Below are 24,847 nucleotides of genomic sequence, written 5' to 3'. Positions count from 1 at the left end.
CAATATTTTCCTGTGCTTCGCTTGACTTTTTTGAGTCAGGCCACAGGAAGGACTGCCCGGTTAGCAGGTACTAACGACTGCCATTTTTTGCGGCAGCCGCACGCCCGCACGCTTGCCGTTTTCGGGTCGCGGGGCAGTATTATAAACCGTGGGGGGAGCGGGCGTCGGCGTCATCGGCGGGAACCCAAGTTTGTCGCTCGCGAGCGCGTCACCCTGCACATTCACCGTCGCTCGCGAGCGCTTCACCCGGCACATTCACCGTCTCCCCCGCGCAGGCGGGGGTCCATAGCACCTCTGCTCATAGGTGGTATAGACCCCCGCCTGCGCGGGGGAGACGGCTCCGAGTTCGCCAGGTAAAGTTGGAACTGGTGAGGCGCGAACAGCGATGCACCTGCAAACAAGGCAATTCGGGGCCGGGCCGACTACCCTTCCGGCTCCTGGATATCGAGCTTCTGCATCTGGTAGCGCAGCTGCCGGAAACTGATCCCCAGCAGCAAAGCCGCCTGGGTGCGGTTGAACTGGGTCTGGGTCAGCGCGCGCAAGATGATCTCGCGTTCGACCTGTTCCAGGTAATCGGGCAGGCTGCTGGGCAGCTCGGCCGGGGCGCCAGGGCTGAACCGGGCCAGCGGCGCGGCGCCTGCCGGCGGCGCCGGCGCCACCTGCGCCACCGCCTCGGCCGCCGGCGCCTGCTCGGCCACCCGCGCGCCCTTGAGCGACAAGTCGCCCACCTCGATCACGCCGTCATTGGCAAACGCCAGCGCCCGTTCCAGCACATTTTCCAGTTCGCGCACATTGCCCGGAAACGAATACGTGCGCAAGGTATCGAGCACCTGCGGCCCGAGCGCGGCCGGCTGCCCCGCTCCCGCCAGGCGCGCCAGCATGCCGCCAACCAGCACGCCCAGGTCGTCGAGCCGCTCGCGCAGCGGCGGTACGCTCAGTTCGATCACATTCAAGCGGTAAAACAGATCCTGCCGGAATTTGCCGGTCTCGACGCACTGCGCCAGGTTCTGGTGCGTGGCGCTGATAATGCGCACGTCGACCGGCTCCTCGCTGGTGGCGCCGATCTTGCGCACGCGCCGCTCCTGGATCGCGCGCAGCAGCTTGACCTGCATCGCCAACGGCAGGTCGGCCACTTCGTCGAGCATCAGGGTGCCGCCGTTGGCCGCATGGAAAAATCCGTCGCGCTCGTCGGCCGCGCCGGTAAACGCGCCCTTGCGGTAGCCGAAAAACTCCGCTTCCATCAACGCTTCGGGAATCGCGCCGCAGTTGACCGCGATAAAAGGCTTGCCCGCGCGCGAGCTGCGCGCATGGATTTCGCGCGCCACCAGTTCCTTGCCGCTGCCCGACTCGCCGGTAATGGCGATCGGCGCCATCGAACGCGCCAGGCGCTCGATCTGGTTGCGCAGCGACTGCATCACGGCCGACTCGCCGATCAGGCGCGAGGCGGTGCCGGCCGCCGCCGGGCTGCCGGCCTGGCTGGACGGCGCCGACAGGCGCAAGGCCGACTGCACCATCACCCGCAAGTCGTCCAGCACCACCGGCTTGGAAACGTAATCGAAGGCGCCCGCCTTGAGCGCCACCACCGCGTTTTCGGCGCTGCCGTAAGCGGTGACGACCGCGATCGGGGTCGACTTGTTGGAGGCGCCCACTTCCTGCACCAGTTCCAGGCCCAGGCCGTCGGGCAGGCGCATGTCGGTCAGGATCAGGGCGTAATCGTTCTGCGCCAGGAAGGCGCGCGCCTCGCGCAGCGTTTCGGCGCTGTCCACATCGAGCCCCATCCTGACCAGCGTGATTTCCAGCAGTTCGCGTAAATCGGCCTCGTCATCGACGACCAGTACGCGGGGTGATGTCATGTTGTTGCCTTTCTGTTAGCAGTAGCGCCGCGCGCGCCCAGCGGCTGCGCGAACGAAATCACAAAGCGGCCGCTGGCCGCCCGCACGCCGGCGCCGCTGGCATCGAAGCGGTATTCGTAATCGAGCATCGCCGCGTTGTTCAGGCACAGCTCGCGCGCCAAATACAGCCCCAGCCCGGTCCCCTTGCTCGAGGTCGTATAAAACGGCTCGAACAGGTGCGCCCGCACGTCCGGCGTGATGCCGGGACCGTCGTCCTGCACGTGCAGCTCCATGCCGCCGGCCGTATCGGTGACGACGTACACCCGGATACTGCCCACCCCGCCACTGGCGTAGCGCAGCGCATTGGTCAGCAGGTTGATCACCACTTCGCGCAGGTGCAGCGCGTCGAAACGCACTGGCACGGCTCCGGTGTTGCCTAGCCACACTATATCATTGGCAACCCCTTGGGTTTCATCAAATTCGGTCTTCAACTCATTCAAAAACGGGCCGAGCAACAACGGCTCGCTATTGGGCTGGACCTTGCGCGACAGTTGGAGTATGTCTTCCACCATGCGGTTGACGCGCGCCACATTGTCGCCGACGATCTTGAGCAGGCGCGCCTGGCCCGGCTCGTGCAAGTCTTCGGCCAGCAGCGCGGTGGCGTGGCCGATGGCCGAGAGGGGATTGCGCACCTCGTGCGCGATGCTGGCGGTGAGCCGTCCCATCGAGGCCAGTTTCAGTTCCTGGGCCTGGTTTTCGATGGCGGTGACATCCTGCAGGAAGATCACGCAGCGCTCGGAGGCCTCCTCGACCGTGTCGACGCGGGCAAAGCGCAGCTTAAGGTGGGCCGCCAGGTCGCGCCGCCCGCTCCAGGCGGCCGTGCCGGCGTGGCCGCCGCCGCTGTCGCGATACGGCTTGACCGTGACAAAGGCGGCGCGCGGGGCCCCGCTCACGGTGGCCGGCCCGACTTGCTGCTGCCACTCGGAAAACGCAAACGCGACCGGTTCCAGCGCCGCCACCTCGGACAGGGCAAAACCGCTGTCGCCGTTGGCCAGCCCCAGCATCTGCTGGGCGGCCGGGTTGCCGGCAAAGATGTGGCCGTCGCGGTCGACCACGAGAATGCCGTCGGCGACGTCGGCGATGACGATCTGGTTGATCGCCAGCTGGATCTGCAGATCGGCGCCGTGGCGCGCGGCCAGTTCTTCCTGCCGGATCAGCTTGGCGGCGAGGCGGCTGACCACCATCACGATGGCGAAGAAGGCGCCGCCGTACAGGCCGGCCTGGGTGACCGGCATGCCGTTCGTGCCCATGAACATCTGGTACACCGAGTCGAGCAGCAGGAACATGGTGACCAGCGCGGCCGAAAACAGGGCCAGCACGCGCGGCGCCAGGATCGCGGCCCCGGCCAGCGGGAACAGGTACAGGATCACCAGGCTGCCGCGGCCCTCCTGGCCGGCCATGTACAGTACCGAGATGACCGCGATGTCGACCGCGATCTGCACCACCACCTGCGCCAGGAAGCGGGTGCGCACGTACAGGCAAGCCAGCGCAAAGGCGCCGGACATGACCAGGTAGGCGATGCAGGTTTCGGTATACAGATAGTGGCCGGCGGTCGGTGCATCCCTGCGCTCGAACATCAGGTAGGCCAGCAGCACCAGCGAAATGACGATGCGGGTGGCGGAGAGCGCCTGCAGCGAGCGCCAGAATGTTTCGCGCGACTCGGCCGACAAGCCGCTCCAGAACGACATCGGTCAGGCCGGCGGCAGGTTGACGTGCTCGGCGCTGCAGTACGCGCGGCCGTTGGCCGTGACCGCTTCCGACTCCGGGAAATACACATGGCAGTGCGCACACTCGACGGTGGCGCCCAGTTCGCGCGTCGGCGCCGCCTGCGGCCCGGCGCCGGGATAGCCGGGATGCCCGGGCGGCGGCGTCATCTCGCGCAGCTTGCCGCGAATCTTGCTGCGAATGGCCGCGATGACCAGCACGATCAAGCCGATCCAGAACAGAATGCGCATCATGCCAGGCCCCGGTGCAAAATTACTTCAAGAACGAAACGGCTGCCGACATAGGCCAGCACCAGGGTGGCGAAACCGGCCAGGGTGAAGCGCAGCGCGGTCTTGCCGCGCCAGCCGCGCCAGCGCCGCCCGGCCAGCAGCGCGGCGAACAGGAACCACGACAGCAGCGCAAAGACGCTCTTGTGATCCCACTTGAGCACGGTGCCGAACAACTGTTCCGAGAACACGATCCCCGACAGCACGGTCAGGCTGAGCAGCACGAAACCGATCCAGATCAGGCGGAACAGCAATTTTTCCATGGTCAGCAGGGCCGGCAGCTGGTCGAGCGCGCTGGCCAGCCAGCCGGCTTGCGGGTTGCGCGCATGCAGGCGCGTTTCCTGCAGCGCCATCAGGACCGCGTGGAAGGCGGCGATGGTCAGCGTGCTGTAGGCCAGGATGGCGACCGCGATATGCCAGCCGAAGGCCGGCGCGCGCCCTTCGAGCAGCAGCACGCTGCCCGGGAACACGGCCGGCAGCAGCGCGGCGGCGGCGGCGCACGGCATCACCAGGCGGCGCAGGCCGTCGAGCGCGAAATTGCGGTTTTCGATCCAGTAGGCCGCCACCGAGATCCACAGCGCGGCCGAAATCATCAGCGCGAAGCCGATCCGCACGCTGCCGGGCGCCATCATGTCGAGCCACAGGGCGGCGCCATGCAGCAGCCAGGCCACGGCCGTGACGGCGGAGATGAGCGAACCCCGGGGCGAGGGAAGAAGGGCGCACACCGCGTACAGCAGCGCCGCTGCGATAAGTAAGTAAGTCTGCATTGTGCAAGTTTACACTATCGGCGCGTGCCGGCGGGGACGGCGTTCGAATCGATGGCGGCCATGCCCAACGCGGCGTCGGGCGCCGACATTGGACGCCGACCTTGGACGCCTGCGTTGGGCAGCTACTTCATGCCCGCGCTTTTCTTGGCCGCCTCGAGCAGGTCGGTGCGCACCCAGTCGGTCGCCAGCGGCGGGCGCGCCATGCGTCCCACCCCGGTCTTGAGCATGGTGTCGGTGGTGACCTGGATATGGGCGGCCGTCACATCGAACGCATACGGCGAATTGGCGATCGCGTCCGCGAAGTCGTCCTTGCTGATCTGGCCCTTGAACATCGTTTCGCGCACATACTTTTCGGCCAGCGCCGGCTCGCCGATGAAGGCGCGCGTGGCCTGCACGAAGCAGCGCATGAATTTCTCGGCCAACGCCCGCTTGCCGCCATAGAAAGCTTCGGTCATCACCATGGTGCGCACCGGCTCGCCGATCGGGGTATCGTAGGGTTTCAGCACTTCCACCCCGAACCCCTTGTTGATCGCTTGCGAGGATTGCGGCTCGGACTGCATCATGGCGTCGATATTGCCGCCCATCAGCGCCTGGTTCAGGTCGGCGAACGGCAGGTAGATCAGCTGCACATCCTTGCCGGGGGCGCTGTCGGCGCTCATGCCGTGCTGTTGCAGCTTGGCCATCAGCAGCACTTCCTGGATGGCGCCGCGCGTCACGCCCACCTTCTTGCCTTGCAGGTCGCGCATGCCCTTCACACCCAGCCCGGCGCGCGCCCCCAAGCGCGCGCCGCCCCTGGCGAAACCGGCCACCACGACAATCGGCGCCCCGCTGGCGCGCCCCGAAATGGCGGCCTCGGACGCCGTCGCGCCCACATCGAGCTCGCCGGCGATGATGGCCTGCATCACATCGAGCCCCTTGGCGAAGATTTTCTCTTCGACCCGGATGCCGCAGGACGGCGCGATTTCCTTGATGTACGAGACGGCGCCGAAATGCGCCAGTTTGAGGTTGCCGAGCCGGACCACCTCCTGCGCCTGGCTGCCAGCGGCGACGCACAGGGCCGCCAGCGCCAGGGTCGTTCTGAGGGTGTTGCAAAGAAGCTTGCCTGTCATGCCAATCTCCGGTCAGTGATGCAGAGTCGATGGGGGCGCTTTTGATTGCGCACAGGAAATGTATCGCGCCAAATCCGCGCCGTCCCACGACGGGCGCAAGCTGTGTGCGCAAAAAGACTGGCCGGCGCCTGCGAAAGAGACCGTGATGTGGCGGCGCCACCGGCAGCGAGCGCGCGCGCGCCCTTCCGCCGGCCGGCCCGGCGCCGGTCTTTTTTCCTTCGGACATAGGGTAAAATGACGCCACAACCGGCGCGTGCCGGCATCGCCCTATATATTAGTCAGGTCTGCCATGCTAGATAACTTAACCCAACGCCTTGCCAAGGTCGTCAAGACCATGCGCGGTGAGGCGCGTCTGACCGAATCGAATACCGCCGAGATGCTGCGCGAAGTGCGCCTGGCCCTGCTCGAAGCCGACGTGGCGCTGCCCGCCGTGCGCGAGTTCATCAGCCGGGTCAAGGAAAAAGCCCTCGGCGAAGAAGTACTGGCCTCGCTCAGCCCGGGCCAGGCCCTGGTCGGCGTGGTCCAGCGCGAGCTGGGCGCGCTGATGGGAGCCGACCTGGGTCCCGAAGCGTCGCAGCTGAGCTTTGCCCAGCAGCCGCCGGCGATCATCCTGATGGCCGGTTTGCAGGGTGTGGGTAAAACCACCACCGTCGGCAAACTGGCCAAGTACCTCAAGGAAGAGAAAAAGAAAAAGGTCCTGACCGTCTCGGCCGACGTCTACCGTCCGGCCGCGATCGCCCAGCTCGAATCGGTGACCAAGCAGGTCGGCGCCGACTTCTTCCCGTCCGCCGCCACCGACAAGCCGGTCGACATCGCCCTGGCCGCGCTCGACTGGGCCAGGAAGCACTACCACGACGTGCTGATCATCGACACCGCCGGCCGTCTGGGCATCGACGAAGCGATGATGCAGGAAATCTCGGCCGTGCACGCGGCGGTCAACCCGATCGAAACCCTGTTCGTGGTCGACGCCATGCTGGGGCAAGATGCGATCAACACCGCCAAGGCCTTTAACGACGCGCTGCCGCTGACCGGCATCGTGCTCACCAAGCTCGATGGCGACTCGCGCGGCGGCGCGGCGCTGTCGGTGCGTCACATTACCGGCAAACCGATCAAGTTTGCCGGCGTATCCGAAAAACTCGACGGCCTGGAAGCCTTCGACGCCCAGCGCATGGCCAACCGTATCTTGGGCATGGGCGACATCCTGGCGCTGGTGGAAGAAGCGCGCAAGGGCGTCGACAGCAAGGCTGCGGCCGACCTGGCCAACAAGATCAAGGTGGGCGGTCGCTTCGACATGAACGACTTCAAGTCGCAGCTGGGCCAGATGAAGAAGATGGGCGGCATGTCGAGCCTGATCGACAAATTGCCGGCCCAGTTCCAGCAGGCGGCCGGCGGCGCCAACATGGACCAGGCCGACAAGCAGGTACGGCGCATGGTCGGCATCATCGACTCGATGACGCCGCAGGAACGCGCCAAGCCGGAACTGATCAAGGCCACGCGCAAGCGCCGCATCGCCGCCGGCGCCGGCGTACAGGTGCAGGAAGTGAACCGCATGCTGGCGCAATACGACCAGATGCAGGCCATGATGAAGAAATTCAAAGGCGGCGGCATGATGAAAATGATGCGCTCGATGAAGGGCATGATGCCGGGCGGGATGCGCTAAGCGCCCCTCGGCGGCTCGTGCAAAGACAGCGCTTGCGCAGTGGTTAACCGTCAAACCGTCGCCCCCACGCAGGCGGGGGTCCAAGTTCTTCGCTAAGCAGCCAACTTGGCCCCCCGCCTGCGCGGGGGAGACGAATCGTCAAAATCGGCCTTCTCGGGCCATCGTTCTGCCTTTTCCCTATGAAAACGCCGAAAAATTCTTGAAAAACACTTGCGTCATCGGTAAATCCCCACCAATATAAGCCGTGCGATGAATTGCGCAATTTCCCATGTGTTCGTTAAGGAGGCTTGAAGATGGCAACAGCCAAAAAAACCCCAGCAGCAGCGCCAGCAAAAAAGGCCGCCGCAGCTAAGCCAGCCGCAGCGGCAAAGCCAGCAGCAGCGAAGAAAGCCGCTCCAGCAAAAGCTGCGGCAGCACCAAAAGCAGCAGCCGCAAAAAAACCAGCAGCAGCCCCACGCAAGCCGAACGCCGCCTTCATGAAGGCGATGACTCCGTCCGCCGTCCTGGCAGCCGTGGTTGGCGCAACGCCGCTGCCACGCACCGAAGTGACCAAGAAAGTCTGGGACTATATCAAGAAGCTCGATCTGCAAGACGCGGCCAACCGCCGCATGATCAATGCTGACGACAAGCTCAAAGCAGTCTTCGGCGGCAAAGCGCAGGTATCGATGTTCGAAATGACCAAACTCATTTCCGACCATCTGAAATAAAAACAGTTCGCCTGTCCAAGCCGGATTACAAAAAGCCCCGTTCTCGCGAACGGGGCTTTTTGTTTGCGGGTCGCGTCAACACCTCAGAAACCGAAGGCCGCCTTCATCAGGTGGAACACCTTGGTGTTTTCCATGGTCCCCTTGAACACGCCCGCCCCGGCGCCGGTGGCGAACAGCTTCACATCGCCGCCGCCATGGGTCTCGCCCTTGAGGCGCACCCCGGTCTCCTGGTGATAGGCGTCGCCCAGCGCCGTGGAGCTGTCGACGTCAAGCCGTTGATGCGGGCGGTTCGGGCCATTGCCGAACACCAAGGTGGTAAAGGTCTTGCCATCGGCATCGCGCGCCGGCGCGCCATCGTCCACATTGCGCACCAGGTCGAGGATCGGGTTGCCGCGTTTGGCATAGCCGTTCATCACGATCGTGTGATCATGGTCCGCCGTGACCACCAGCAGCGTATTGCGCAGGCCAGGGTCGAGCGCCTCCATCTTGTCGAGCGCGGTCTTGATGGCGTCGTCGAAATCGACCGTTTCGGCCAGCGCGTTCTTGATGTTGGTATCGTGCAGCGCATGGTCGATCTTGCCGCCTTCGACCATCAGGAAAAAGCCCTTCGGATTGGACGCCAGCAGATCGATCGCCTTGGCCGTCATCTGCGCCAGCGGCGGCTGGCCGGCGCGCCGCGCCAGCGCGTAATCGAGGTGGCTCACGTCGCTGTAGATGCCGACGAATTTCTTACCGACTGGCGCGGCCTGCATCTGATCCGCATTCGCCGCCACCGTGTAGCCCTGCGCCGCCAGTTCGGCCATCAGGTCGCGCCCGTCGGCGCGGCCCAGCGCATTGCGCGCCGCGTCGAACGGCGTGAAGTGATTGCGCCCGCCGCCCATCAGCACATCGACCCCGTCTTTCAAGGCCGGATTGTAGCCGGCGCCGCCCGGCACCACCTGCGCGGCGATCTGGTACGCCATGTCGCGCTCGCACACGTGCGAAAAAGTCGATGCCGGCGTGGCGTGGGTCAGCTCCGTGGTCGTGATCGAGCCCACCGACTTGCCGGCCGCCTTGGCCAGTTCGAGGATGGTGGCCGCCGCGCGCCCGTTCCCGGCCGGGCAGGCGTCGATGGTGGCGTTGCCGTTGCCATCCTTGCGCGGGGCGAACGGCTTGGCGTCGGCCATCGAGATCACATCGTTATTGATCTTAATGCCGGTCATGTAAGAACCCATCGACGGTGCGCTGTCGGTGGTCTGGGCATCGTTCGAATAGGTCTTGATGCGCGCCGAATGCGGCATGCGCTCGAAGTGGAGCAAGCCCTCCTCCTTGTAGCGATAGATGCGCGCGGCGGTGATGGTGGTCGGGCCCATGCCGTCGCCGAGGAAGAAGATGATGTTCTTGGCGGCAGGCTGGGGGGCCGCTCCGGCCAGGGATGGCGCCAGCGCGCACGCGGCGGCCAGCAGGAGCAAGGGAAAGCGGGAAGGCGTCATGGTGACTCTCATTATGGTGACTTTACAAAGGGGGCGCCGCTTACCAGCCGGCGGCCGCCTTGATCAGTTCAAACACGCGGGTGTTATCGATGGTGCCGCCGAAGCGCGCGGCGCCCGCGCCGATCGCCCCCAGGTACACATCGGTGCCGCTGTGCGTCTCGTAACCGGGCTCGGTGCGCACCACCGCCTCCTGGCGGTAGTCGTCGGCGCTGACCTGGGCGCTGGTCAGGTGCGGGGCGGCGCCGCGGCTGCCCTGCACCCGGTGCTCGCCATTACCGAAGCCGATGATGGTAAATGGCGCGCCATCGGCATCGAGCTTGATCTCGTTGTTATCGACCCGGCGCATCAATCCCAGCACGCCCGGTTCGCTCGGCGTGGTCTTGCCGGTGCGGCGCGCATAACCGTTCAGGAGCAGCGAATGATCATGGTCGGCGGTGGCCACGATCAGGGTGTTCTTCAAGTCCGGATCGATCGAGCGCATCTGCGCGATGGCCGCCTTGAGGGTATTGTCGAAGACGACCGTCTCCTGCAGGGCGCGGCGCGCGTTCGAGTTATGCAGCGCCAGGTCGATCATGCCGCCCTCGACGACCAGCAAGAACCCCTTCGGATTATTCGCCAGGATGCCGATGGCTTTGCCGGCCATCTGGGGCAGGGATGGCTGTTTGGCCGCATCGCGCATCGAATCGAAACTCAGGTCGTGCGGGGCGAACAGGCCGACCAGCGGAGCGCCGGCGCTGGCATCGACCGCGTTCAACTGGGCGCTGTCGGACACGGTGCGCACGCCCTGCGCGGCCAGTTCGGCCAGCAGGTCGCGCCCGTCGCTGCGCTTGCCGCCTTTGGCGGTGCTGGTGAAATAGTCGCTGCCGCCGCCGAGCAGCACATCGAGGCCGCGCGCGCCGAGGGCCGCGTTGTAGCCGGCGCCGCCGGGAACGAGGGCGGCGGCGATATCGTTCTCCATGGCGCGATGGCACACGTGCGCGAACACCGCGCCCGGGGTGGCATCGGTCACGCGGGTCGTGGTGACCACGCCGACCGACATGCCGCGCTGTTTGGCCAGTTCGGCCAGGGTGGCGACCGGGCGCCCGGCGCCGCAGCGGCCGGCCAGCTTGTTACCGGAGGCGTCAAGCGCGGGAGCGCTGGCCGGCGTATCGGAGCTCATCGACAACACATTGTTATTGACCTTCACCCCGGTCATATAGGCCGACATGGACGCGGCGCTGTCGGTGACCTGGGCGTCGTTCGAGAACGTCTTGACGAACGCCGACTCGGGCAAGGTATCGAGGGTCAGCTCGCCGTCTTCGCCGACGGCGTAGATGCGGGCGGCGGTCAGGGTATTGATGCCCATGCCATCGCCGAGGAAGAAGATGATGTTTCTGGCTGGCGCGTGGGCGGTGGCCTGGGACGGCGGCTGGACGCTGGCGCATCCCGACAACACCGCCAGCGCGGACGCTGCGGCAAGAAGAGTCAATCGCATGTGCACTTTCGTGAGCTCTGAGAAAAATGGCAGTCTACACCCCCGACCGCCGCCGTGGTGCCGGACTTCAACAGCTACTCACCTGCAAAACTTGATAGCTAGCTGATCATCTAGTCCCGAACCGGGGTCTGACCTCTGATTCGAAACTTTCGGCTAAAGCGCCTACAACCGCCCTCCAAACTTCCTACAACCGGGGTCAGAGCTTTAATTCGAAAGATTTCATGCAAGCTCGCGTTTGAGGCGAACGTAAACTACCGTAAAGGTCAAAACCGCCCCTCCCCCAAGGAGAAAGACGGTTTTTCGTTTCAATTGGCATCCTTGCGATGCGCTAGCCTGGCAATTAGTTTCAGATTAAAGCTCTGACCCCGGTTGTGAGGCTGGGAAATATTTCGAATCAGAGGTCAGACCCCGGTTGTAGGTGGGGTCTGAGTTTTTAGGTAGGAAATTTCCACTTTTCCCAGGCGGCGAGTACCGCGTTGGGGTAGGCGGGCTTGCCTCGGCTACCGTTGTAGCGGCCCAGCGCGAGGTACAGGTTGCCGTTTTCGATGTCGAGGTACATGCGCAGGATCGAGCAGCCGTAACGCAGGTTGGTCTGCATATTGAACAGCTTGCTGCGGTCGCTGTCGCCGATCGCGTTGGTCCAGAACGGCATCACTTGCATGTAGCCGCGCGCGCCCACCATCGATACCGCGTACTTGCGGTACGCCGATTCGACCTGGATCAGCCCCAGCACCATGCCCGTATCGAGACCGGCACGGTTCGATTCGTACCAGACCGATTGCAGGAATTCGAGCCGCACCTGGTCGTCCGGCAGCTTGCGCTTGAGCCGGTCCGACATGGTCGAGAGCCATTGCTGGTAGCGCACCCGCCCCGCCTCGTCGCGAAACACGGGCTGCGGCGGACGCGTGTCCTTGATCGCGTTCGACAAGGCCACCCGCACCGAGTCGGCCATCGCCTCCTCTTTCTGGTTGCCGGCCCACGCGGCCCAGGACCAGAGCAGGCCGGCCACCAGCACCGCCTGCGCCAGTCCATTCACCATGACCGAAGCGCTCACTGGCTCAATTTGCCTTTGATGAACAGGGCCATGCCGGCCACCGGCACGGCGGTCGCTTCAAGATCGCGCCGGCCCTGGTATTCGAGGTTGCCTTCCTTCAGGCCACGCTCGCCGATCACCACGCGGTGCGGCACGCCGATCAGTTCCCAGTCGGCGAACATGGCGCCCGGACGCAGGCCGCGGTCGTCGACGATGACGTCCACGCCCGCCGCTTGCAGCGCCGCGTACAGGCTCTCGACTTCGGTCTTGACCATCTCGCTGCGGTCCATCCCCATCGGGCACAGGACGACTTCGAACGGCGCGATCGCGGCCGGCCAGATGATGCCCTTGTCGTCGAAATTCTGCTCGATCGCCGCGCCCAGGATGCGCGTGACGCCAATCCCGTAGCAACCCATCTGCAGCGGCGCAGGCTTGCCGTTTTCGTCCAGGAACGTCGCTTTCATGCTCTCGGAGTAGGAAGTCCCGAGCTGGAACACGTGACCGACTTCGATGCCGCGCTCGATCGCCAGCACGCCTTTGCCATCCGGCGAGGCGTCGCCTTCGACCACGTTGCGCAGGTCGGCCACCAAGCCTTCGGGCAGGTCGCGCACCCAGTTGGCGCCCGTGTAGTGGAAGCCTTCTTCATTGGCGCCGCAGACAAAATCGGCCATGTTGGCAACCGTGCGGTCGGCCACGATGGTGACCGGCTGCTTGGTGCCGATCGGCCCCAGGTAGCCGGGAATGCTGCCGTAGCAGGCCAGGATCTCGGCTTCGGTGGCGAAGCGGTGCCCGGCCAGGCCAGGTACCTTGCCGACCTTGATTTCGTTCAGATCATGGTCGCCGCGCAGCAGCAGCATCCAGTTTTCCAGCACCTGCTTGCCGGCGACTTCTTTTTCGACCGTCAGGGCGATGGTCTTGACGGTCTGGTTCAACGGCAGCTTGAGCATCTCGGCCACGGCTTCGCATTTGGTCGCGCCAGGGGTGGCGGTTTTGGTGAGCGGCGCAGTGGCGGCGGCGCGCGCGGCGGCCAGCGGCAGCGCTTCGGCCGCTTCCATGTTGGCCGCGTAGTCGGACGTCGGGCAGTAGACGATGGCGTCTTCGCCGGTGCTGGCAATGACGTGGAATTCGTGCGAGCCGGAGCCGCCGATGGCGCCGTTGTCGGCCGCCACCGCACGGAATGTCAAGCCGAAGCGGTTGAAAATGGCGGTGTAGGCGTCGTACATGATCTTGTACGACGCCTTCATGCTCGCTTCGTCGCGGTCGAACGAGTACGCATCTTTCATGGTGAATTCACGGCCGCGCATCAGGCCGAAACGCGGACGGCGCTCGTCGCGGAACTTGGTCTGGATGTGATAGAAATTGAGCGGCAACTGGCGGTAGGACTTGATCTCGGAGCGCACCACGTCGGTGATGACTTCTTCCGAGGTCGGCTGGATCGCGTATTCGCGGCCGTGGCGGTCTTTCACGCGCATCAGTTCCGGACCCATCTTTTCCCAGCGGCCGGTTTCCTGCCACAGCTCGGCTGGCTGCACCAGCGGCATCAGCAGTTCGATGCCGCCCGCCTTGTTCATTTCGTCACGGATAATCGCTTCGACCTTGCGGATCACGCGCAGGCCGGTCGGCATGTAGGTGTAGATACCGGAGCCGAGGCGCTTGATCATTCCTGCGCGCATCATCAGCTGGTGACTGACGATTTCAGCGTCGGAAGGTGCATCTTTTAAAGTTGAAATAAAAAAACGGGAGGCACGCATATCGGTGAATTCTTTTTAAAAAGAGAGGGTTATAATCAACCTAATTTTAAAGGATTAGCTGGCTGATGCGTCCAAATCTTATACAAATGGACCCGTTTGACGCGGTTCCTGCCGTTTTCGTACCCCGAAAGCCGGGCGGGGACCAGAATTTGTGGGTAAATATGTAAAGAAGGCGCGCGCTGGCAGAAAGTTTCGAGGTGCACTATGCTCGATCGTGAAGGGTTCCGGCCCAACGTCGGCATCATCCTGCTAAACGCCCATAACGAGGTGTGGTGGGGCAAGCGGGTGCGCGAGCACTCGTGGCAGTTCCCGCAAGGGGGCATTAAATACGGTGAGACACCGGAACAGGCAATGTATCGCGAACTGGAGGAAGAAATAGGGCTGCGTCAGGAGCATGTGAAGATTGTGGGACGTACCCGCGACTGGCTGCGCTATGAAGTACCCGACCATTTTATCAAGCGCGAGATTCGCGGTCATTACCGCGGGCAAAAGCAGATCTGGTTCCTGCTGCGCATGTGTGCCCGTGATAACGACGTCAACCTGCGCCTGACCGACCATCCCGAGTTCGACGCCTGGCGCTGGCACGATTACTGGGTGCCGCTCGATGTGGTCATCGAGTTCAAGCGTGATGTGTACCAGCGTGCCTTGCAGGAGTTGTCGCGTTTCCTGACCTGGCCGGCCAACGGCGGCCATACGCACGAACGGCGCCACACGGCGCGTTACCTGCGCCAGCCGCACGCCCCGCGCCAGCCAGCCCCGGATCAGCCCTGCGCCCCGGAACCGGAACTGGTGCTGGTGCCGAGCAAGGACTAGCAATCGACCCAAAACGGCGCTTCACGGCGCCGTTTTTCCGCCTGGAACGTTGCATTTTATGCAATTTGATCGCGTATAATCCCTGCCATGCCTATCTTCCGCCTCCCTTGTTGCGCCCTGCTTCTGTCCGTGCTGTGCGGCGCGGCGCCCGCCACCGGCTTTGCCGCGCCGTCCCCCACCTGCAAATTTGTCCAGCAACAGGAGCTGCCGATCACCTTGCGCGGCCTGGCGCTGCAGCCGGCCGTGCAAGGCAGCATCAACGGCAAGCCGGCGCTCATGCTGCTCGATACCGGCGCCTTCATGACCATGCTGACCCGCACCGGCGCCGAAAACCGCAAACTGGCGCTGCGCTCGGGCGGCGGCCGTAAAGTGCTGGGAACGGGCGGCAGCAGCGCGCTGTATCTGGCGAGCCTGGACGACTTCACCGTCGGCCCGAGCGGCGGCGGCAAGATCACCCTGCCGGTCCTCGGCCAGATGGGCACCACGCCCTGGTACGACGCGATCGTCGGCGCCGACTTCCTGATGCAGTCCGATCTCGAAGTGGCCCTGGCCGACAAGGTGCTGCGTTTTCACCGCAGCGAGAACTGCAACGACGACAATCTGCTGTCGTACTGGGACGCGCAGGCCATGATGGTGCCGATGACAGGCGCCAGCCGCAAGGCGGGCACGCCGCAGGTGGAGGTGCGGGTCAACGGCGTGACGCTCTCGGCGATTCTCGACACCGGCGCGGGCGTCAGCTCAATTACCCAGAGCGCGGCGCGGCGCGCCGGCGTCACCACCGACATGGCGGACGTGAAGCGCAACGGCTTTTTCATCGGCGCCGGCGGCGGCAGGGCGGCGCGCTGGAACGCCGTCTTCAAGACCTTCACCATCGGCGACGAGACAGTGCGCAATGCCGATATCGCCATCGCCGAATCGCTCAACCGCGAGTACGGGCAGGTCGATGTCATCCTCGGCACCGACTTCCTGCGCGCGCACCGGGTCTTGTTTGCCAACAGCCAGCGCCGCGTTTACCTGAGCTACCTGGGCGGCGAGATGTTCGCCAAGCCGGGCAGCGGCAACCTGGCCCTGGTGCGCAAGGAGGCCGACGGCGGCAACGCCGACGCCCAGTACATCCTGGCGCGCGACTACTACAATGGCGCGCGCCTGCCCAAAGACCAGATCGAGGCCCGTGCGTGGCTCGACAAGGCGGCCGCGCAGAACCATCCGGCCGCGCTGCTGCTCACGGCACGCCTGCTGCGCGAAGCCGGCAAGCCGCAGGAGGCGGTCACGCGCCTGCGCGCCGTCCTGGCCGGCAAGCCCGACAAGATCGAGCTGGACCTGGAACTATTTTTGGCCCAGGTCGAGGCCGGCGAGCGCGAAGCCGCCAAACGCGAGCTGGCGGCGGCCACCGACACGCGCTGGCCGGCGCCGGTGGCCGCCTTCTACCTGGGCCGGATCGACGCCGCCGCGCTGATGGCCGCCGCCCGCGACGGCAGCACCCAGGAGCGGGCGCGCCTCTGCCAGGCCGGTGGCTACATCGCGTCCCTGCAGCGCAGCGTGGGCGAGCTGGCGCTCGCGCACCAGACCATGGAAAGCATCAGCGACGCCTGCAAGCCGAGGAAGAACTAGCAGCCTGTCGGACTTGGGGAGTCGAAGCGAAAAAATAGCTGGGCGAGGCCAGATTTTGACGATTTCGCAGTGCCAATAGCGAGCTATTGGCCGAGAAAGCGGCAGAATATGGACCGTCCCAGGTATTTTTGCAGCCGACGATCCCAAGTCCGACAGGCTGCTAGCCGCAGCGACGAGGGCGCGGCGATGGCGGTACAATGTGGCCTGACTCATTTGCCCGCCCCGCCAATCATGTTTACCCCCTCCTCCGACGACGTTCGCCGTTTTTTCTGCGAAGCCTACCGCAAGCAGCGCAGCGGCGAGATCCTCAGCCCGATGGACGCCATCGCCGCCGACTGGATCGTCCAGCATCCCGAATATGCCGACGTGCTGTCCGACGCCGAAGCGGCGCTGGCGCGCGATTACTCGGTCGAGGGCGGGCAGGCCAATCCGTTCCTGCACTTGTCGATGCATCTGTCGATCGCCGAGCAGGTGTCGATCGACCAGCCGCCGGGAATCCGGGCCGCCTGCAACGCGCTCACCCAACGTTTGGGGGCGCATGACGCCCATCACGAGATCATGGAATGCCTGGGCCAGATGATCTGGACCTCGCAGCGCAACGGCGTGCCGCCGGACAGCGTGGCCTACGTCGAATGCGTGCGTGCGCGCTGCGCTTGATCCGGTCCGCGCTCACGCTATTTGTTATCCGCCGCCAGCGCCTCGCGCGCCGTCTGCTCGCCCCGCACCCACACCGTCAGCACGCTGTCATATGCGCTCACATCCTCCAGCGGCGAGGTTTTCATCAAGAGCAGGTTGGCCGCCTTGCCCACTTCGATCGATCCCAGTTCTCCATCGAGCTTGAAGGTGCGTGCATTGTTGATGGTCGCCGCCTTGAAAATCTGCGCCAGCGACATGCCCGCCGCGTGCAATTGCCGCATCTCGCGATAGCCATTCAAGCCCGGTAAATTGCCATAGGTCGGCGACGACGGCGTATCGGACCCGAACACGAAGTTGGCGTCGCGCCCGGCCAGGTAGGCCACCACCGCGCGCTGGCGCCGCAGCGGCCCTTCCATCGACTGCATCACGGCGGCGTCCTCCTCGCCGTCGGTCACTTCCGGCTTGAACCACTGCCCTTGCGGCGTTGAAAACCAGGCCAGCAGCGAGGCCGGCACCACCTTGCGCAAGGCGGGATCGTTCAGATAATCCGGCTCCACATACGCGCGCAAGCCATACAGCACCTGCATGGTCGGCTGGTAGCCGGTGCGCTGGTCGACGATCTTGTCGAGCAGCGCCTTGATCTCCGGCGGCAGGCCGGGCCGCCCGTTCAGCGCTCCCCAGTGCCACATGCCGTGCGCCAGCACGTCCGCCCGCCCGGCCACCGCGAACGACTGCGCTTCGAACGAATTGGCGTGCGTGACGAGCACCTTGCCGGCCTGCGTGGTCGCGGCCCGCACTTCGGCAAATTTGGCGGGGCTCATCACCGGCAGGTTGCGATTGGCCCCGAAACCGCGCTCGAAGTGGGTTTTCACGCAGATGCCGCCGGCCTTGGCCACCCGCGCCACCCCCGCCGCCACGGTGTGCGCCGAGGGCGCAAACTGCTCCGGCACCGCGGTCGGCATGGCCGGATCGAACAGGTAGTTGCCGAAGCTCTGGAAGCGTTTATCGGGCGCGTAAAACGACATCGGGTAGCCGTTGGCCAGCACCAGCGGCTCGCCGCAATGGAATACATCGGGATGCAGCGGCGCCTTGCGCAAGCGCTCGATCACGCCGTAATCCGACACGGCCAGGTCGATCACGGTGGTGAAGCCGTAATACAGGAAGGAGCGCGGCAGCTGGCGGAAGTAGGCCTGGGCCATGCTGTCGCCGGACGCGCCCTGCTCCATGCTCATGCCCGGCACGGCGTGCAGGTGCACGTGCGAGTCGATCAGGCCCGGGGTGAGGTAGTAGCCTTTGCCATCGACCACGCTGGCGCCGGCCGGGGCGGGGCTGGACGGGCCGCGCTCAACCCGGGCGATGCGCCCGTCCTCGATCAGCACAGCGCCCGTTTCGACGCGGTCGAGCTTTTCGGGCGAGACCAGTTTGACGTTCGAAATCCAGATCGTGCCGGCGCCAATGGCCGGGGTGCACAGCAGCAGGGAGGCCAGAAAGGCCGGCAACAGGGTAGGTTTCATCAAATCTCCGTGGCGGTAAGTGAAGGGGCGAATGGACCCATTTTCACGACTTAGCCCGGAGGAGTCGTCCCGGATGATGATTCGGCACCTGTCCTGGCGCCGCCACGGCGAAATTCGGACGGGGTCAGGCCGGTCTGCTTCTTGAATGCGCGGTTCAGGGTGGTCTTGCTATTAAAGCCACACGCCAGCGCCAGCTCGAGGATGCTGGCATTGGCCTGCCCGGGCGCCAGCAAAGCCACTTTGAGCGCATCGACCCGGTAGCGGTTCAGGTATTCCTGCAAGTTGACGCCACAGGCATCGTTGATCAGCTGCGACAGTTCGTGCGGCGTCATGGCCAGCAGCGCGGCCAGTTCGTCGAGCGTCAGTTCGCCGTTGCGATACACCTGGTCGACTTCCATGCACCGTTTCAGTGCATCGAGAAAGCTGGCGCGGTCCGGTTCCGACAGCCGTTTGTTGGCGTAGCGCGGCGCCGGTTCCGGTTCCGGTTCCGGTCCCGGTTCCGGCAACGGCGCAGGTATCGGCACCTGCGCGCGATACCCGAGCGGCAGGCGAATCGCCAGGAACGCGGTGGCGTAGACAAAACAGGCCAGCGCGATGGCGCCGAGCGCGTCCGACGACAGCGGCAGCGCCACGTCGAAAAATTCGATGCCGAAGGCGGCCACGCTGCCAGCGGCGCCGATCACCCAGATCTTGGCCAGCCGCGCCAGGCCGCCGGCCAGCGGACCGCCGGCGGCGCCGCGCATCAGGCGGTAGCTGGCGACGACATAACAGACAAACATCGCCGTCTTGACCAGCACCGACAGCCCGATATACCAGGGCAGCACCGGGCGGTGCTGCATCCAGGCCAGCTTGGCCGCGGCGCTTTGCAGGTAAAACGGCAGCATGGCCACTGTCGCCAGCAAAAACGGCGCGCCGTGGAGCCAGTCGCGCGCGGCCAGGCGCCGTTCGGTCAGCGCGCTGCGCAGATATAAATACAGCAGCGGCCCGCTCAGCAAACCAATGGTGGCAATCGCCAGGGCGCTGTGCGGATAGGTCGTATATAAATGGTTGATGCCCAGCCAGGCGTGCCCGATGACCGCCACGCTCCCCAGCAGCAGCGCCGCCAGCAGGCGGTTGGCCCCGCGCAGCTCGGCCTGGCGCGCCGCCAGCAAGGCGATCGCCAGGAACACGCCCTGCCCCATCGCCAGCAGCAGGAGTACGGAGAGCGCGCTTTGCGTCATGATGCTCAGGCCAGCTTGTCGTCGGCGACGTGGTAGCGCGGGTCCTCGGCCAGGTTCACCTCGATCATGTCGCGCGCATTCTCCAGCAGTTCGCGGCAATCGGGGCTCAGGTGGCGCAGGTGCAGGCGCTTGCCGGCCTGGCGGTAGCGCAGCGCCAGCGCGTCGATGGCCTGGATCGCCGAATGATCGACCACGCGCGCGCGGGCAAAATCGACCACCACGTCCTGCGGGTCGTCCTTGGGCGCGAACAGCTGGCTGAATTGCGCCACCGAGGCGAAAAACAGCGTTCCCTCCAGTGCGTACACTTTGGCGCCCTGCTGGTCCGGATGGATGCCGACCCGGATGCGCTTGGCGTGCTCCCACGCGAACGCCAGCGCCGAGACGATCACGCCGGCGACCACCGCAATGGCCAGGTCGAAGATCAAGGTCAGCACGGCGACCAGCAGGCCGACCGCGATATCGGCGCGCGGCACCTTGCCGAACAGGCGAAAACTGCCCCAGGCGAAGGTTTTCTGGCACACCACGAACATCACGCCGATCAGGGCGGCCAGTGGAATGCGCTCGATCCATGCGGACGCGAACAGGATGAACGAGAGCAGGAACACGGCGGTGGCGATGCCCGACAGGCGCCCGGTGGCGCCGTTGTTCACGTTGATCATGCTCTGGCCGATCATGGCGCAGCCGCCCATGCCGCCGAACAGGCCCGTGACCACGTTGGCCACGCCCTGCGCCATGCTTTCGCGGTTCGGCTGGCCGCGCGTGTCGGTCATGTCGTCGATCAGGGTGAGCGTGAGCAGCGACTCGATCAGCCCCACCGCGGCCAGCACCAGCGCGTACGGGAAGATGATGCGCAGGGTCGCCCAATTGAGCGGCACGTCGGGCAGGTGAAAGGCCGGCAGGCCGCCCTTGATCGAGGCCAGGTCGCCCACCGTCTTGGTATCGATACCCAAGGTCGCCACCAGCACCGACACCAGCAGGATGGCGGCCAGGGTCGAGGGAATCGCGCGCGTTACGCGCGGCAGCAGGTAGATCACGGCCATGGTCAGCGCCGCCAGGGCGAGCATGGTATACAGCGGCGCGCCAACCATCCAGTGCTGCGCGCCGTCGGCACCAAGCACCTTGAAGTGCCCGAACTGCGCCATGAAGATCACCATCGCCAGCCCGTTCACAAAGCCGAGCATGACCGGATACGGCACCATGCGGATGAATTTACCCAGCCGCGCGGCGGCGAACACCAGCTGCAAAAAACCCATCAGCACCACCGTGGCGAACAGATATTCGACCCCGTGCGAGACCACCAGCGCCACCATCACCACCGCCAGCGCACCGGTTGCGCCCGAAATCATGCCCGGCCGCCCGCCGATGGCCGAGGTAATCAAGGACACCATGAAGGCGGCGTACAGGCCGGTCAGCGGCGACACATGCGCCACCAGCGCAAAGGCGATCGCCTCCGGCACCATGGCCAGCGCCACGGTCAGGCCGCTGAGCAGGTTCGATTTGAGGTAGTGGGGCGACAAGGCAGGCAAACGCGGCTCCGTAAGCGGGGGACCAATACAAAACGCCCTCCCCTTCCCGATAAAGAGAAGGTGGAAGGCGCCCGGGGTGCTGCGGGTGGGTGCCGCTTAGCGCTGCAGCACCAGTCCCGAAGGAAGGCTGTGCAGGTAAGCTGCCAGGTCTTCGACATCTTTACCGGACAATGGCTTGGCGAAGCCGCCCATGATGGCGTTGTTACGGCCGTTCGGGCCGTCGCCGCGCTTGTAGGCGGTCAAAGCGTGCTTCAGGTATTCGGCGTGCTGGCCGGCCAGCTTGGGGTAGCTCGGGTCGGTCGCCTTGGTGTAGTCGGCGCCGTGGCAGGACGCGCAGTTGTATTTCTTGGCCAGGGCTTCGCCATTGGCGATATTGCCGCCGGCGGTTGCGCTCAGGGATACAGCGCCGCAGAACAGGGCGATCATCAGTTTTTTCATGGCTCTGTCCTTATTTTTTCACTTGCTGCGAGTAGTAGGCAGCGACGTCGGCGATATCCTGGTCGGTCATGCTGCCGGCCACACCGCGCATCGAAGGATGTTTGCGGTCGCCCTTTTTATAGGCGTTCAACGCGTTTTCGATGTACTTGGCCGACTGGCCGCCAATCATCGGCACCGGATAGACTTCGGGGAAAGTCGCTTTGTAACCGGGGATGCCGTGGCAGCCGATACATTGTTCAACTTTGGCAGCCTTGGCGTTTCCAACGATGTCCGCTGCGGCGGACACGTTCGCGACGCAGGCGAGCACGAGGAGTGCGATGAGTTTTTTCATGGTGGCGAGGGTAAGTGATAATCGGGTATCGCACGTGCAAACTTATTATGTTTTGCACTATCAACCTGAGAGTTTAACCGAACTGACGTGACGCGTCCACTTCCACGGTGTTGCAGTGCCGCCCTTCCGGTTCTGGCATATACTCGAAATAATTCCACTTTTGACCATACACGCACATGCACGCATCGACTTCGCAGGCGCACCGCTTCCAGGGTTCGGACAGTTACGTCGCCACCGCCGACCTGAAACTGGCGGTCAACGCCGCCCTCACCTTGCAGCGTCCCTTGCTGATCAAGGGCGAGCCGGGTACCGGCAAAACCATGCTGGCCGAAGAAGTCGCGGCCGCCCTGAACATGCCGCTGATGCAGTGGCATATCAAGTCCACCACCAAGGCCCAGCAAGGCCTGTACGAGTACGACGCGGTGTCGCGTTTGCGCGATTCGCAGCTCGGCGACGAGCGCGTGCGCGACATCCACAACTACATCGTCAAGGGCGTGCTGTGGCAGGCCTTTACCGCGCCCGAGCCGGTGGTGCTGCTGATCGACGAAATCGACAAGGCCGACATCGAGTTCCCCAACGACCTGCTGCGCGAACTTGACCGCATGGAGTTCTACGTCTACGAGACGCGCGAAATGGTCGTGGCCAAGCACCGCCCGCTGGTGATCATCACCTCGAACAATGAAAAAGAACTGCCGGACGCGTTCTTGCGCCGCTGCTTCTTCCACTACATCAAATTCCCCGACAAGGACACGATGGAGCAGATCGTCAAGGTGCATTACCCGACCTTGAAACAAGACCTGCTGGCGCAGGCGCTGCAAAGCTTCTACGAAGTGCGCGACGTGCCGGGCCTGAAGAAAAAGCCCTCGACCTCGGAATTCCTGGACTGGCTCAAGCTGCTGCTGGCCGAAGACATCCCGGCCGAAGCGCTGCGCAGCAATGACGCCAAGGCCATCGTGCCGCCGCTGCATGGCGCCCTGCTGAAAAACGAGCAGGACGTGCACCTGTTCGAGCGCCTGGTCTACATGTCGCGGACCAACCGCTGATGATCCAGGTCGACGCCCTCACCCTCGAGTTCAACGGGGTTCGCCTGGAACCGCTGTCGCTGGCGCACGCCGAGGGCCTGCGCGCGGCCGCCGCCGACGGCGAACTGTGGAACATCCGCGTCACCTCGGTGCCGGAGCCGCACAACGTGGAGCAGTACATCGGCCATGCCCTCGAGACGCCCGACCGGCTGGCCTTCGCCGTGATCGACATCAGCAGCGGGCACGTTGTCGGCTCGACCAGCTACCACGACATTTTGCCCAAGGTCGACCGGCTCGACATCGGCTGGACCTGGTACGCCAAGAGCCGCCAGCGCAGCCATGTCAACACCAGCTGCAAACTGCTGCTGCTCTCGCACGCCTTCGACACGCTCGGCTGCGCGGTGGTCGGCCTGCGCACCGATAACTTCAACCACGCTTCGCAGGCGGCCATCGAGCGCCTCGGCGCCAAAAAAGATGGCGTGATCCGCCACAACGCCGTGCGCCGCGACGGCACCGTGCGCGACACGGTCATGTACAGCATCGCGCGCGGCGAATGGCCCGAAATCAAGTCGCACCTGCACTACCAGCTGCAACGCGCGGGAGCCTGATGTGCTGATCGACTTCTTCTTTACCCTCAAGGACGCCAAGATCCCGGTCACGATCAAGGAGTTCCTCACGCTCCTTGAAGCGATGCAGCGCAACGTGGTCGGCGCATCGATGGACGACTTCTATTATGTATCGCGCCTGACCCTGGTCAAGGACGAAGCGCACTACGACAAATTCGACCGCGCCTTTGCCCAGTACTTCAAGGGCATCAATGCCGCCTTCGAGACCAATGCCGCCATTCCGCTCGACTGGCTGGTCAAGCGCATGGAGCGCGAACTGTCGGACGAGCAGAAACGCCAGCTCGAAAAATTCGGCTACGACAAGTTGATGGACCGTCTGAACGAACTGCTCAAGGAACAAAAAGAGCGCCACGAAGGCGGCAGCAAATGGATCGGCACCGGCGGCACTTCCCCGTTCGGGAACGGCGGCACCAATCCGGAAGGCGTGCGCATCGGCGGCAAGGGCGGCAACCGCACCGCCGTCAAGGTGTGGGAACAGCGCGCCTACCGCGACTACGACGCCGAACGCGAACTGGGCACGCGCAACATCAAGGTGGCGCTGCGCCGCCTGCGCAAGTTCGCGCGCGAAGGCGCCGAAGATGAACTGGCGCTCGACGCCACCATCCACGCCACCGCCAACAACGCCGGCTTCCTGGACATCAAGATGCGGCCCGAGCGCCGCAACAAGGTGAAGGTATTGATGCTGCTCGACGTGGGCGGCTCGATGGACGACCATATCGAACGCACCGAAGAACTGTTTTCGGCGGCGAAGACGGAATTCAAGAACATGGAGTTCTTCTACTTCCATAACTGCGTCTACGACTACCTGTGGAAGAACAACCGGCGCCGCAACGCCGAGCGCTTTCCGACCTGGGATATCCTGCGCAAGTACCCGGCCGACACCAAGCTCATTTTCGTCGGCGACGCCACCATGAGTCCCTACGAAGTGCTGCATCCGGGCGGCTCGGTCGAATACAACAACGAAGAAGCCGGCGCCGCCTGGCTGGCGCGTTTTTGCCATGCCTTCCCCAAGTTCGCCTGGCTCAATCCCGAGCAGGAAGGCGTGTGGCAGTACCGCCAGTCGATTTCGGTGATCCGCCAGATCATGAGCAACCGCATGTTCCCGCTGACGATCGACGGCCTTGAGCGCGCCATGCGCACCTTGAGCAAATAGCTTTTTGCGACGCCGCCCGGAGCGCCAACTTGTACTTTGGGCAATATTTTTCGTTATGCGGAATCGTGCGCACGGCCTCGTCTTGTAGAATCTTGGCGCAC

The 24,847-nt window shown here is 64.4% G+C and carries 22 protein-coding genes; 8 read left to right on the top strand and 14 right to left on the bottom strand.

Going from position 1 to position 24,847, the window contains the following annotated elements; translation table 11 throughout:
* Window positions 1–422 precede the first annotated feature (422 nt).
* From F0185_RS31975 to F0185_RS31955, 5 genes are all read right to left on the bottom strand, one after another.
* Window positions 423–1,853: a sigma-54-dependent transcriptional regulator gene (locus F0185_RS31975; RefSeq protein WP_167232419.1), complete on the bottom strand. Its 1,431-nt coding sequence runs from the start codon at window positions 1,851–1,853 to the stop codon at window positions 423–425.
* Window positions 1,850–3,580, bottom strand: a complete 1,731-nt coding sequence (locus F0185_RS31970; protein ID WP_167232417.1) for a sensor histidine kinase — start codon at window positions 3,578–3,580, stop codon at window positions 1,850–1,852. The genes F0185_RS31975 and F0185_RS31970 overlap by 4 nt, the downstream gene beginning before the upstream one ends.
* Window positions 3,581–3,583: 3 nt before the next feature.
* Window positions 3,584–3,850: a PP0621 family protein gene (locus F0185_RS31965; protein ID WP_167232415.1), complete on the bottom strand. Its 267-nt coding sequence runs from the start codon at window positions 3,848–3,850 to the stop codon at window positions 3,584–3,586.
* Entirely contained in the window at window positions 3,847–4,650 is an 804-nt protein-coding gene (locus tag F0185_RS31960; RefSeq protein WP_166887209.1) for a cytochrome C assembly family protein, read from the bottom strand. The genes F0185_RS31965 and F0185_RS31960 overlap by 4 nt, the downstream gene beginning before the upstream one ends.
* Window positions 4,651–4,772: 122 nt before the next feature.
* Window positions 4,773–5,759: an ABC transporter substrate-binding protein gene (locus F0185_RS31955; protein WP_167232413.1), complete on the bottom strand. Its 987-nt coding sequence runs from the start codon at window positions 5,757–5,759 to the stop codon at window positions 4,773–4,775.
* A gap of 289 nt (window positions 5,760–6,048) precedes the next feature.
* Here F0185_RS31955 and ffh point away from each other — a divergent pair, with 289 nt between their 5' ends.
* Together ffh and F0185_RS31945 are read left to right on the top strand one after the other, a co-directional pair.
* The gene (gene ffh, locus F0185_RS31950; RefSeq protein ID WP_167232411.1) at window positions 6,049–7,419 is read left to right on the top strand and encodes a signal recognition particle protein; all 1,371 of its coding nucleotides are present in this window, start codon (window positions 6,049–6,051) and stop codon (window positions 7,417–7,419) included.
* 293 nt (window positions 7,420–7,712) lie between these two features.
* The gene (locus F0185_RS31945; protein WP_099875175.1) at window positions 7,713–8,126 is read left to right on the top strand and encodes an SWIB/MDM2 domain-containing protein; all 414 of its coding nucleotides are present in this window, start codon (window positions 7,713–7,715) and stop codon (window positions 8,124–8,126) included.
* 83 nt (window positions 8,127–8,209) lie between these two features.
* Here the strand turns inward: F0185_RS31945 and F0185_RS31940 are convergent, their stop codons facing one another.
* The 4 genes from F0185_RS31940 to F0185_RS31925 form a co-directional block, all read right to left on the bottom strand.
* Entirely contained in the window at window positions 8,210–9,598 is a 1,389-nt protein-coding gene (locus F0185_RS31940; RefSeq protein WP_167232409.1) for an alkaline phosphatase, read from the bottom strand.
* 40 nt (window positions 9,599–9,638) lie between these two features.
* A complete protein-coding gene (locus tag F0185_RS31935) occupies window positions 9,639–11,072 on the bottom strand; it encodes an alkaline phosphatase (protein WP_167232407.1) in 1,434 nt (477 codons plus the stop codon).
* Between the two features lie 433 nt (window positions 11,073–11,505).
* A complete protein-coding gene (locus F0185_RS31930; protein ID WP_166887583.1) occupies window positions 11,506–12,111 on the bottom strand; it encodes a lytic transglycosylase domain-containing protein in 606 nt (201 codons plus the stop codon).
* Window positions 12,112–12,122: 11 nt separating this feature from the next.
* The gene (locus F0185_RS31925; RefSeq protein ID WP_167232405.1) at window positions 12,123–13,856 is read right to left on the bottom strand and encodes a proline--tRNA ligase; all 1,734 of its coding nucleotides are present in this window, start codon (window positions 13,854–13,856) and stop codon (window positions 12,123–12,125) included.
* Window positions 13,857–14,060: 204 nt separating this feature from the next.
* Here F0185_RS31925 and F0185_RS31920 point away from each other — a divergent pair, with 204 nt between their 5' ends.
* From F0185_RS31920 to F0185_RS31910, 3 genes are all read left to right on the top strand, one after another.
* Window positions 14,061–14,669, top strand: coding sequence for an RNA pyrophosphohydrolase (locus F0185_RS31920; RefSeq protein WP_167232403.1), 609 nt, complete (start codon window positions 14,061–14,063; stop codon window positions 14,667–14,669).
* A gap of 87 nt (window positions 14,670–14,756) precedes the next feature.
* Window positions 14,757–16,280, top strand: a complete 1,524-nt coding sequence (locus F0185_RS31915) for an aspartyl protease family protein (protein WP_167232401.1) — start codon at window positions 14,757–14,759, stop codon at window positions 16,278–16,280.
* 231 nt (window positions 16,281–16,511) lie between these two features.
* Window positions 16,512–16,937 carry a DUF1841 family protein gene (locus tag F0185_RS31910; RefSeq protein ID WP_166871871.1) on the top strand — a complete coding sequence of 142 codons (426 nt, stop codon included), beginning with the start codon at window positions 16,512–16,514 and terminating at the stop codon, window positions 16,935–16,937.
* A 17-nt stretch (window positions 16,938–16,954) separates the two neighbouring features.
* Here the strand turns inward: F0185_RS31910 and F0185_RS31905 are convergent, their stop codons facing one another.
* The 5 genes from F0185_RS31905 to F0185_RS31885 all read right to left on the bottom strand — a co-directional run bounded on the left by F0185_RS31905 (window position 16,955) and on the right by F0185_RS31885 (window position 21,945).
* Window positions 16,955–18,430, bottom strand: a complete 1,476-nt coding sequence (locus F0185_RS31905; RefSeq protein ID WP_167232399.1) for an amidohydrolase family protein — start codon at window positions 18,428–18,430, stop codon at window positions 16,955–16,957.
* Window positions 18,431–18,480: 50 nt separating this feature from the next.
* Window positions 18,481–19,650 (bottom strand): helix-turn-helix domain-containing protein, encoded by a 1,170-nt coding sequence (locus F0185_RS31900; protein WP_167232397.1) that lies wholly within the window; start codon window positions 19,648–19,650, stop codon window positions 18,481–18,483.
* Between the two features lie 5 nt (window positions 19,651–19,655).
* Complete coding sequence (locus tag F0185_RS31895) at window positions 19,656–21,176, bottom strand: SulP family inorganic anion transporter (protein WP_167232395.1); 1,521 nt, start codon at window positions 21,174–21,176, stop codon at window positions 19,656–19,658.
* A gap of 96 nt (window positions 21,177–21,272) precedes the next feature.
* Complete coding sequence (locus F0185_RS31890; protein WP_167232393.1) at window positions 21,273–21,614, bottom strand: c-type cytochrome; 342 nt, start codon at window positions 21,612–21,614, stop codon at window positions 21,273–21,275.
* 10 nt (window positions 21,615–21,624) lie between these two features.
* Window positions 21,625–21,945, bottom strand: a complete 321-nt coding sequence (locus F0185_RS31885; RefSeq protein ID WP_126076226.1) for a c-type cytochrome — start codon at window positions 21,943–21,945, stop codon at window positions 21,625–21,627.
* A 176-nt stretch (window positions 21,946–22,121) separates the two neighbouring features.
* Between F0185_RS31885 and F0185_RS31880 the strand changes: the two genes are divergently transcribed.
* Genes F0185_RS31880 through F0185_RS31870 form a run of 3 tightly spaced genes read left to right on the top strand, consistent with a single transcriptional unit; the run spans window position 22,122 to window position 24,746 of the window.
* Complete coding sequence (locus F0185_RS31880) at window positions 22,122–22,988, top strand: AAA family ATPase (protein WP_167232390.1); 867 nt, start codon at window positions 22,122–22,124, stop codon at window positions 22,986–22,988.
* The gene (locus F0185_RS31875) at window positions 22,988–23,575 is read left to right on the top strand and encodes a GNAT family N-acetyltransferase (protein WP_167232388.1); all 588 of its coding nucleotides are present in this window, start codon (window positions 22,988–22,990) and stop codon (window positions 23,573–23,575) included. Before F0185_RS31880 ends, F0185_RS31875 begins: the two co-directional genes overlap by 1 nt.
* 1 nt (window position 23,576) lies before the next feature.
* Window positions 23,577–24,746, top strand: a complete 1,170-nt coding sequence (locus tag F0185_RS31870) for a vWA domain-containing protein (protein ID WP_167232386.1) — start codon at window positions 23,577–23,579, stop codon at window positions 24,744–24,746.
* Window positions 24,747–24,847 lie beyond the last annotated feature (101 nt).

The organism is Massilia rubra, assembly GCF_011682065.1.
Taxonomy (GTDB): domain Bacteria; phylum Pseudomonadota; class Gammaproteobacteria; order Burkholderiales; family Burkholderiaceae_D; genus Telluria_A; species Telluria_A rubra.
Note: the sequence above shows the minus strand (reverse complement) of the source record. Positions and strands in the feature narration are given on the sequence as shown.

Excerpts from the sequence above, each read along its gene's own strand:
- F0185_RS31930 (WP_166887583.1), bottom strand. The coding sequence starts at position 12,111 with ATGGTGAATGGACTGGCGCAGGCGGTGCTGGTGGCCGGCCTGCTCTGG.
- F0185_RS31890 (WP_167232393.1), bottom strand. The coding sequence starts at position 21,614 with ATGAAAAAACTGATGATCGCCCTGTTCTGCGGCGCTGTATCCCTGAGC.
- F0185_RS31975 (WP_167232419.1), bottom strand. The coding sequence starts at position 1,853 with ATGACATCACCCCGCGTACTGGTCGTCGATGACGAGGCCGATTTACGC.
- F0185_RS31935 (WP_167232407.1), bottom strand. The coding sequence starts at position 11,072 with ATGCGATTGACTCTTCTTGCCGCAGCGTCCGCGCTGGCGGTGTTGTCG.
- F0185_RS31960 (WP_166887209.1), bottom strand. The coding sequence starts at position 4,650 with ATGCAGACTTACTTACTTATCGCAGCGGCGCTGCTGTACGCGGTGTGC.
- F0185_RS31965 (WP_167232415.1), bottom strand. The coding sequence starts at position 3,850 with ATGATGCGCATTCTGTTCTGGATCGGCTTGATCGTGCTGGTCATCGCG.
- F0185_RS31900 (WP_167232397.1), bottom strand. The coding sequence starts at position 19,650 with ATGACGCAAAGCGCGCTCTCCGTACTCCTGCTGCTGGCGATGGGGCAG.
- F0185_RS31875 (WP_167232388.1), top strand. The coding sequence starts at position 22,988 with ATGATCCAGGTCGACGCCCTCACCCTCGAGTTCAACGGGGTTCGCCTG.
- F0185_RS31920 (WP_167232403.1), top strand. The coding sequence starts at position 14,061 with ATGCTCGATCGTGAAGGGTTCCGGCCCAACGTCGGCATCATCCTGCTA.
- F0185_RS31880 (WP_167232390.1), top strand. The coding sequence starts at position 22,122 with ATGCACGCATCGACTTCGCAGGCGCACCGCTTCCAGGGTTCGGACAGT.
- F0185_RS31945 (WP_099875175.1), top strand. The coding sequence starts at position 7,713 with ATGGCAACAGCCAAAAAAACCCCAGCAGCAGCGCCAGCAAAAAAGGCC.
- F0185_RS31970 (WP_167232417.1), bottom strand. The coding sequence starts at position 3,580 with ATGTCGTTCTGGAGCGGCTTGTCGGCCGAGTCGCGCGAAACATTCTGG.
- ffh (WP_167232411.1), top strand. The coding sequence starts at position 6,049 with ATGCTAGATAACTTAACCCAACGCCTTGCCAAGGTCGTCAAGACCATG.
- F0185_RS31885 (WP_126076226.1), bottom strand. The coding sequence starts at position 21,945 with ATGAAAAAACTCATCGCACTCCTCGTGCTCGCCTGCGTCGCGAACGTG.
- F0185_RS31905 (WP_167232399.1), bottom strand. The coding sequence starts at position 18,430 with ATGAAACCTACCCTGTTGCCGGCCTTTCTGGCCTCCCTGCTGCTGTGC.
- F0185_RS31910 (WP_166871871.1), top strand. The coding sequence starts at position 16,512 with ATGTTTACCCCCTCCTCCGACGACGTTCGCCGTTTTTTCTGCGAAGCC.
- F0185_RS31940 (WP_167232409.1), bottom strand. The coding sequence starts at position 9,598 with ATGACGCCTTCCCGCTTTCCCTTGCTCCTGCTGGCCGCCGCGTGCGCG.
- F0185_RS31915 (WP_167232401.1), top strand. The coding sequence starts at position 14,757 with ATGCCTATCTTCCGCCTCCCTTGTTGCGCCCTGCTTCTGTCCGTGCTG.
- F0185_RS31925 (WP_167232405.1), bottom strand. The coding sequence starts at position 13,856 with ATGCGTGCCTCCCGTTTTTTTATTTCAACTTTAAAAGATGCACCTTCC.
- F0185_RS31955 (WP_167232413.1), bottom strand. The coding sequence starts at position 5,759 with ATGACAGGCAAGCTTCTTTGCAACACCCTCAGAACGACCCTGGCGCTG.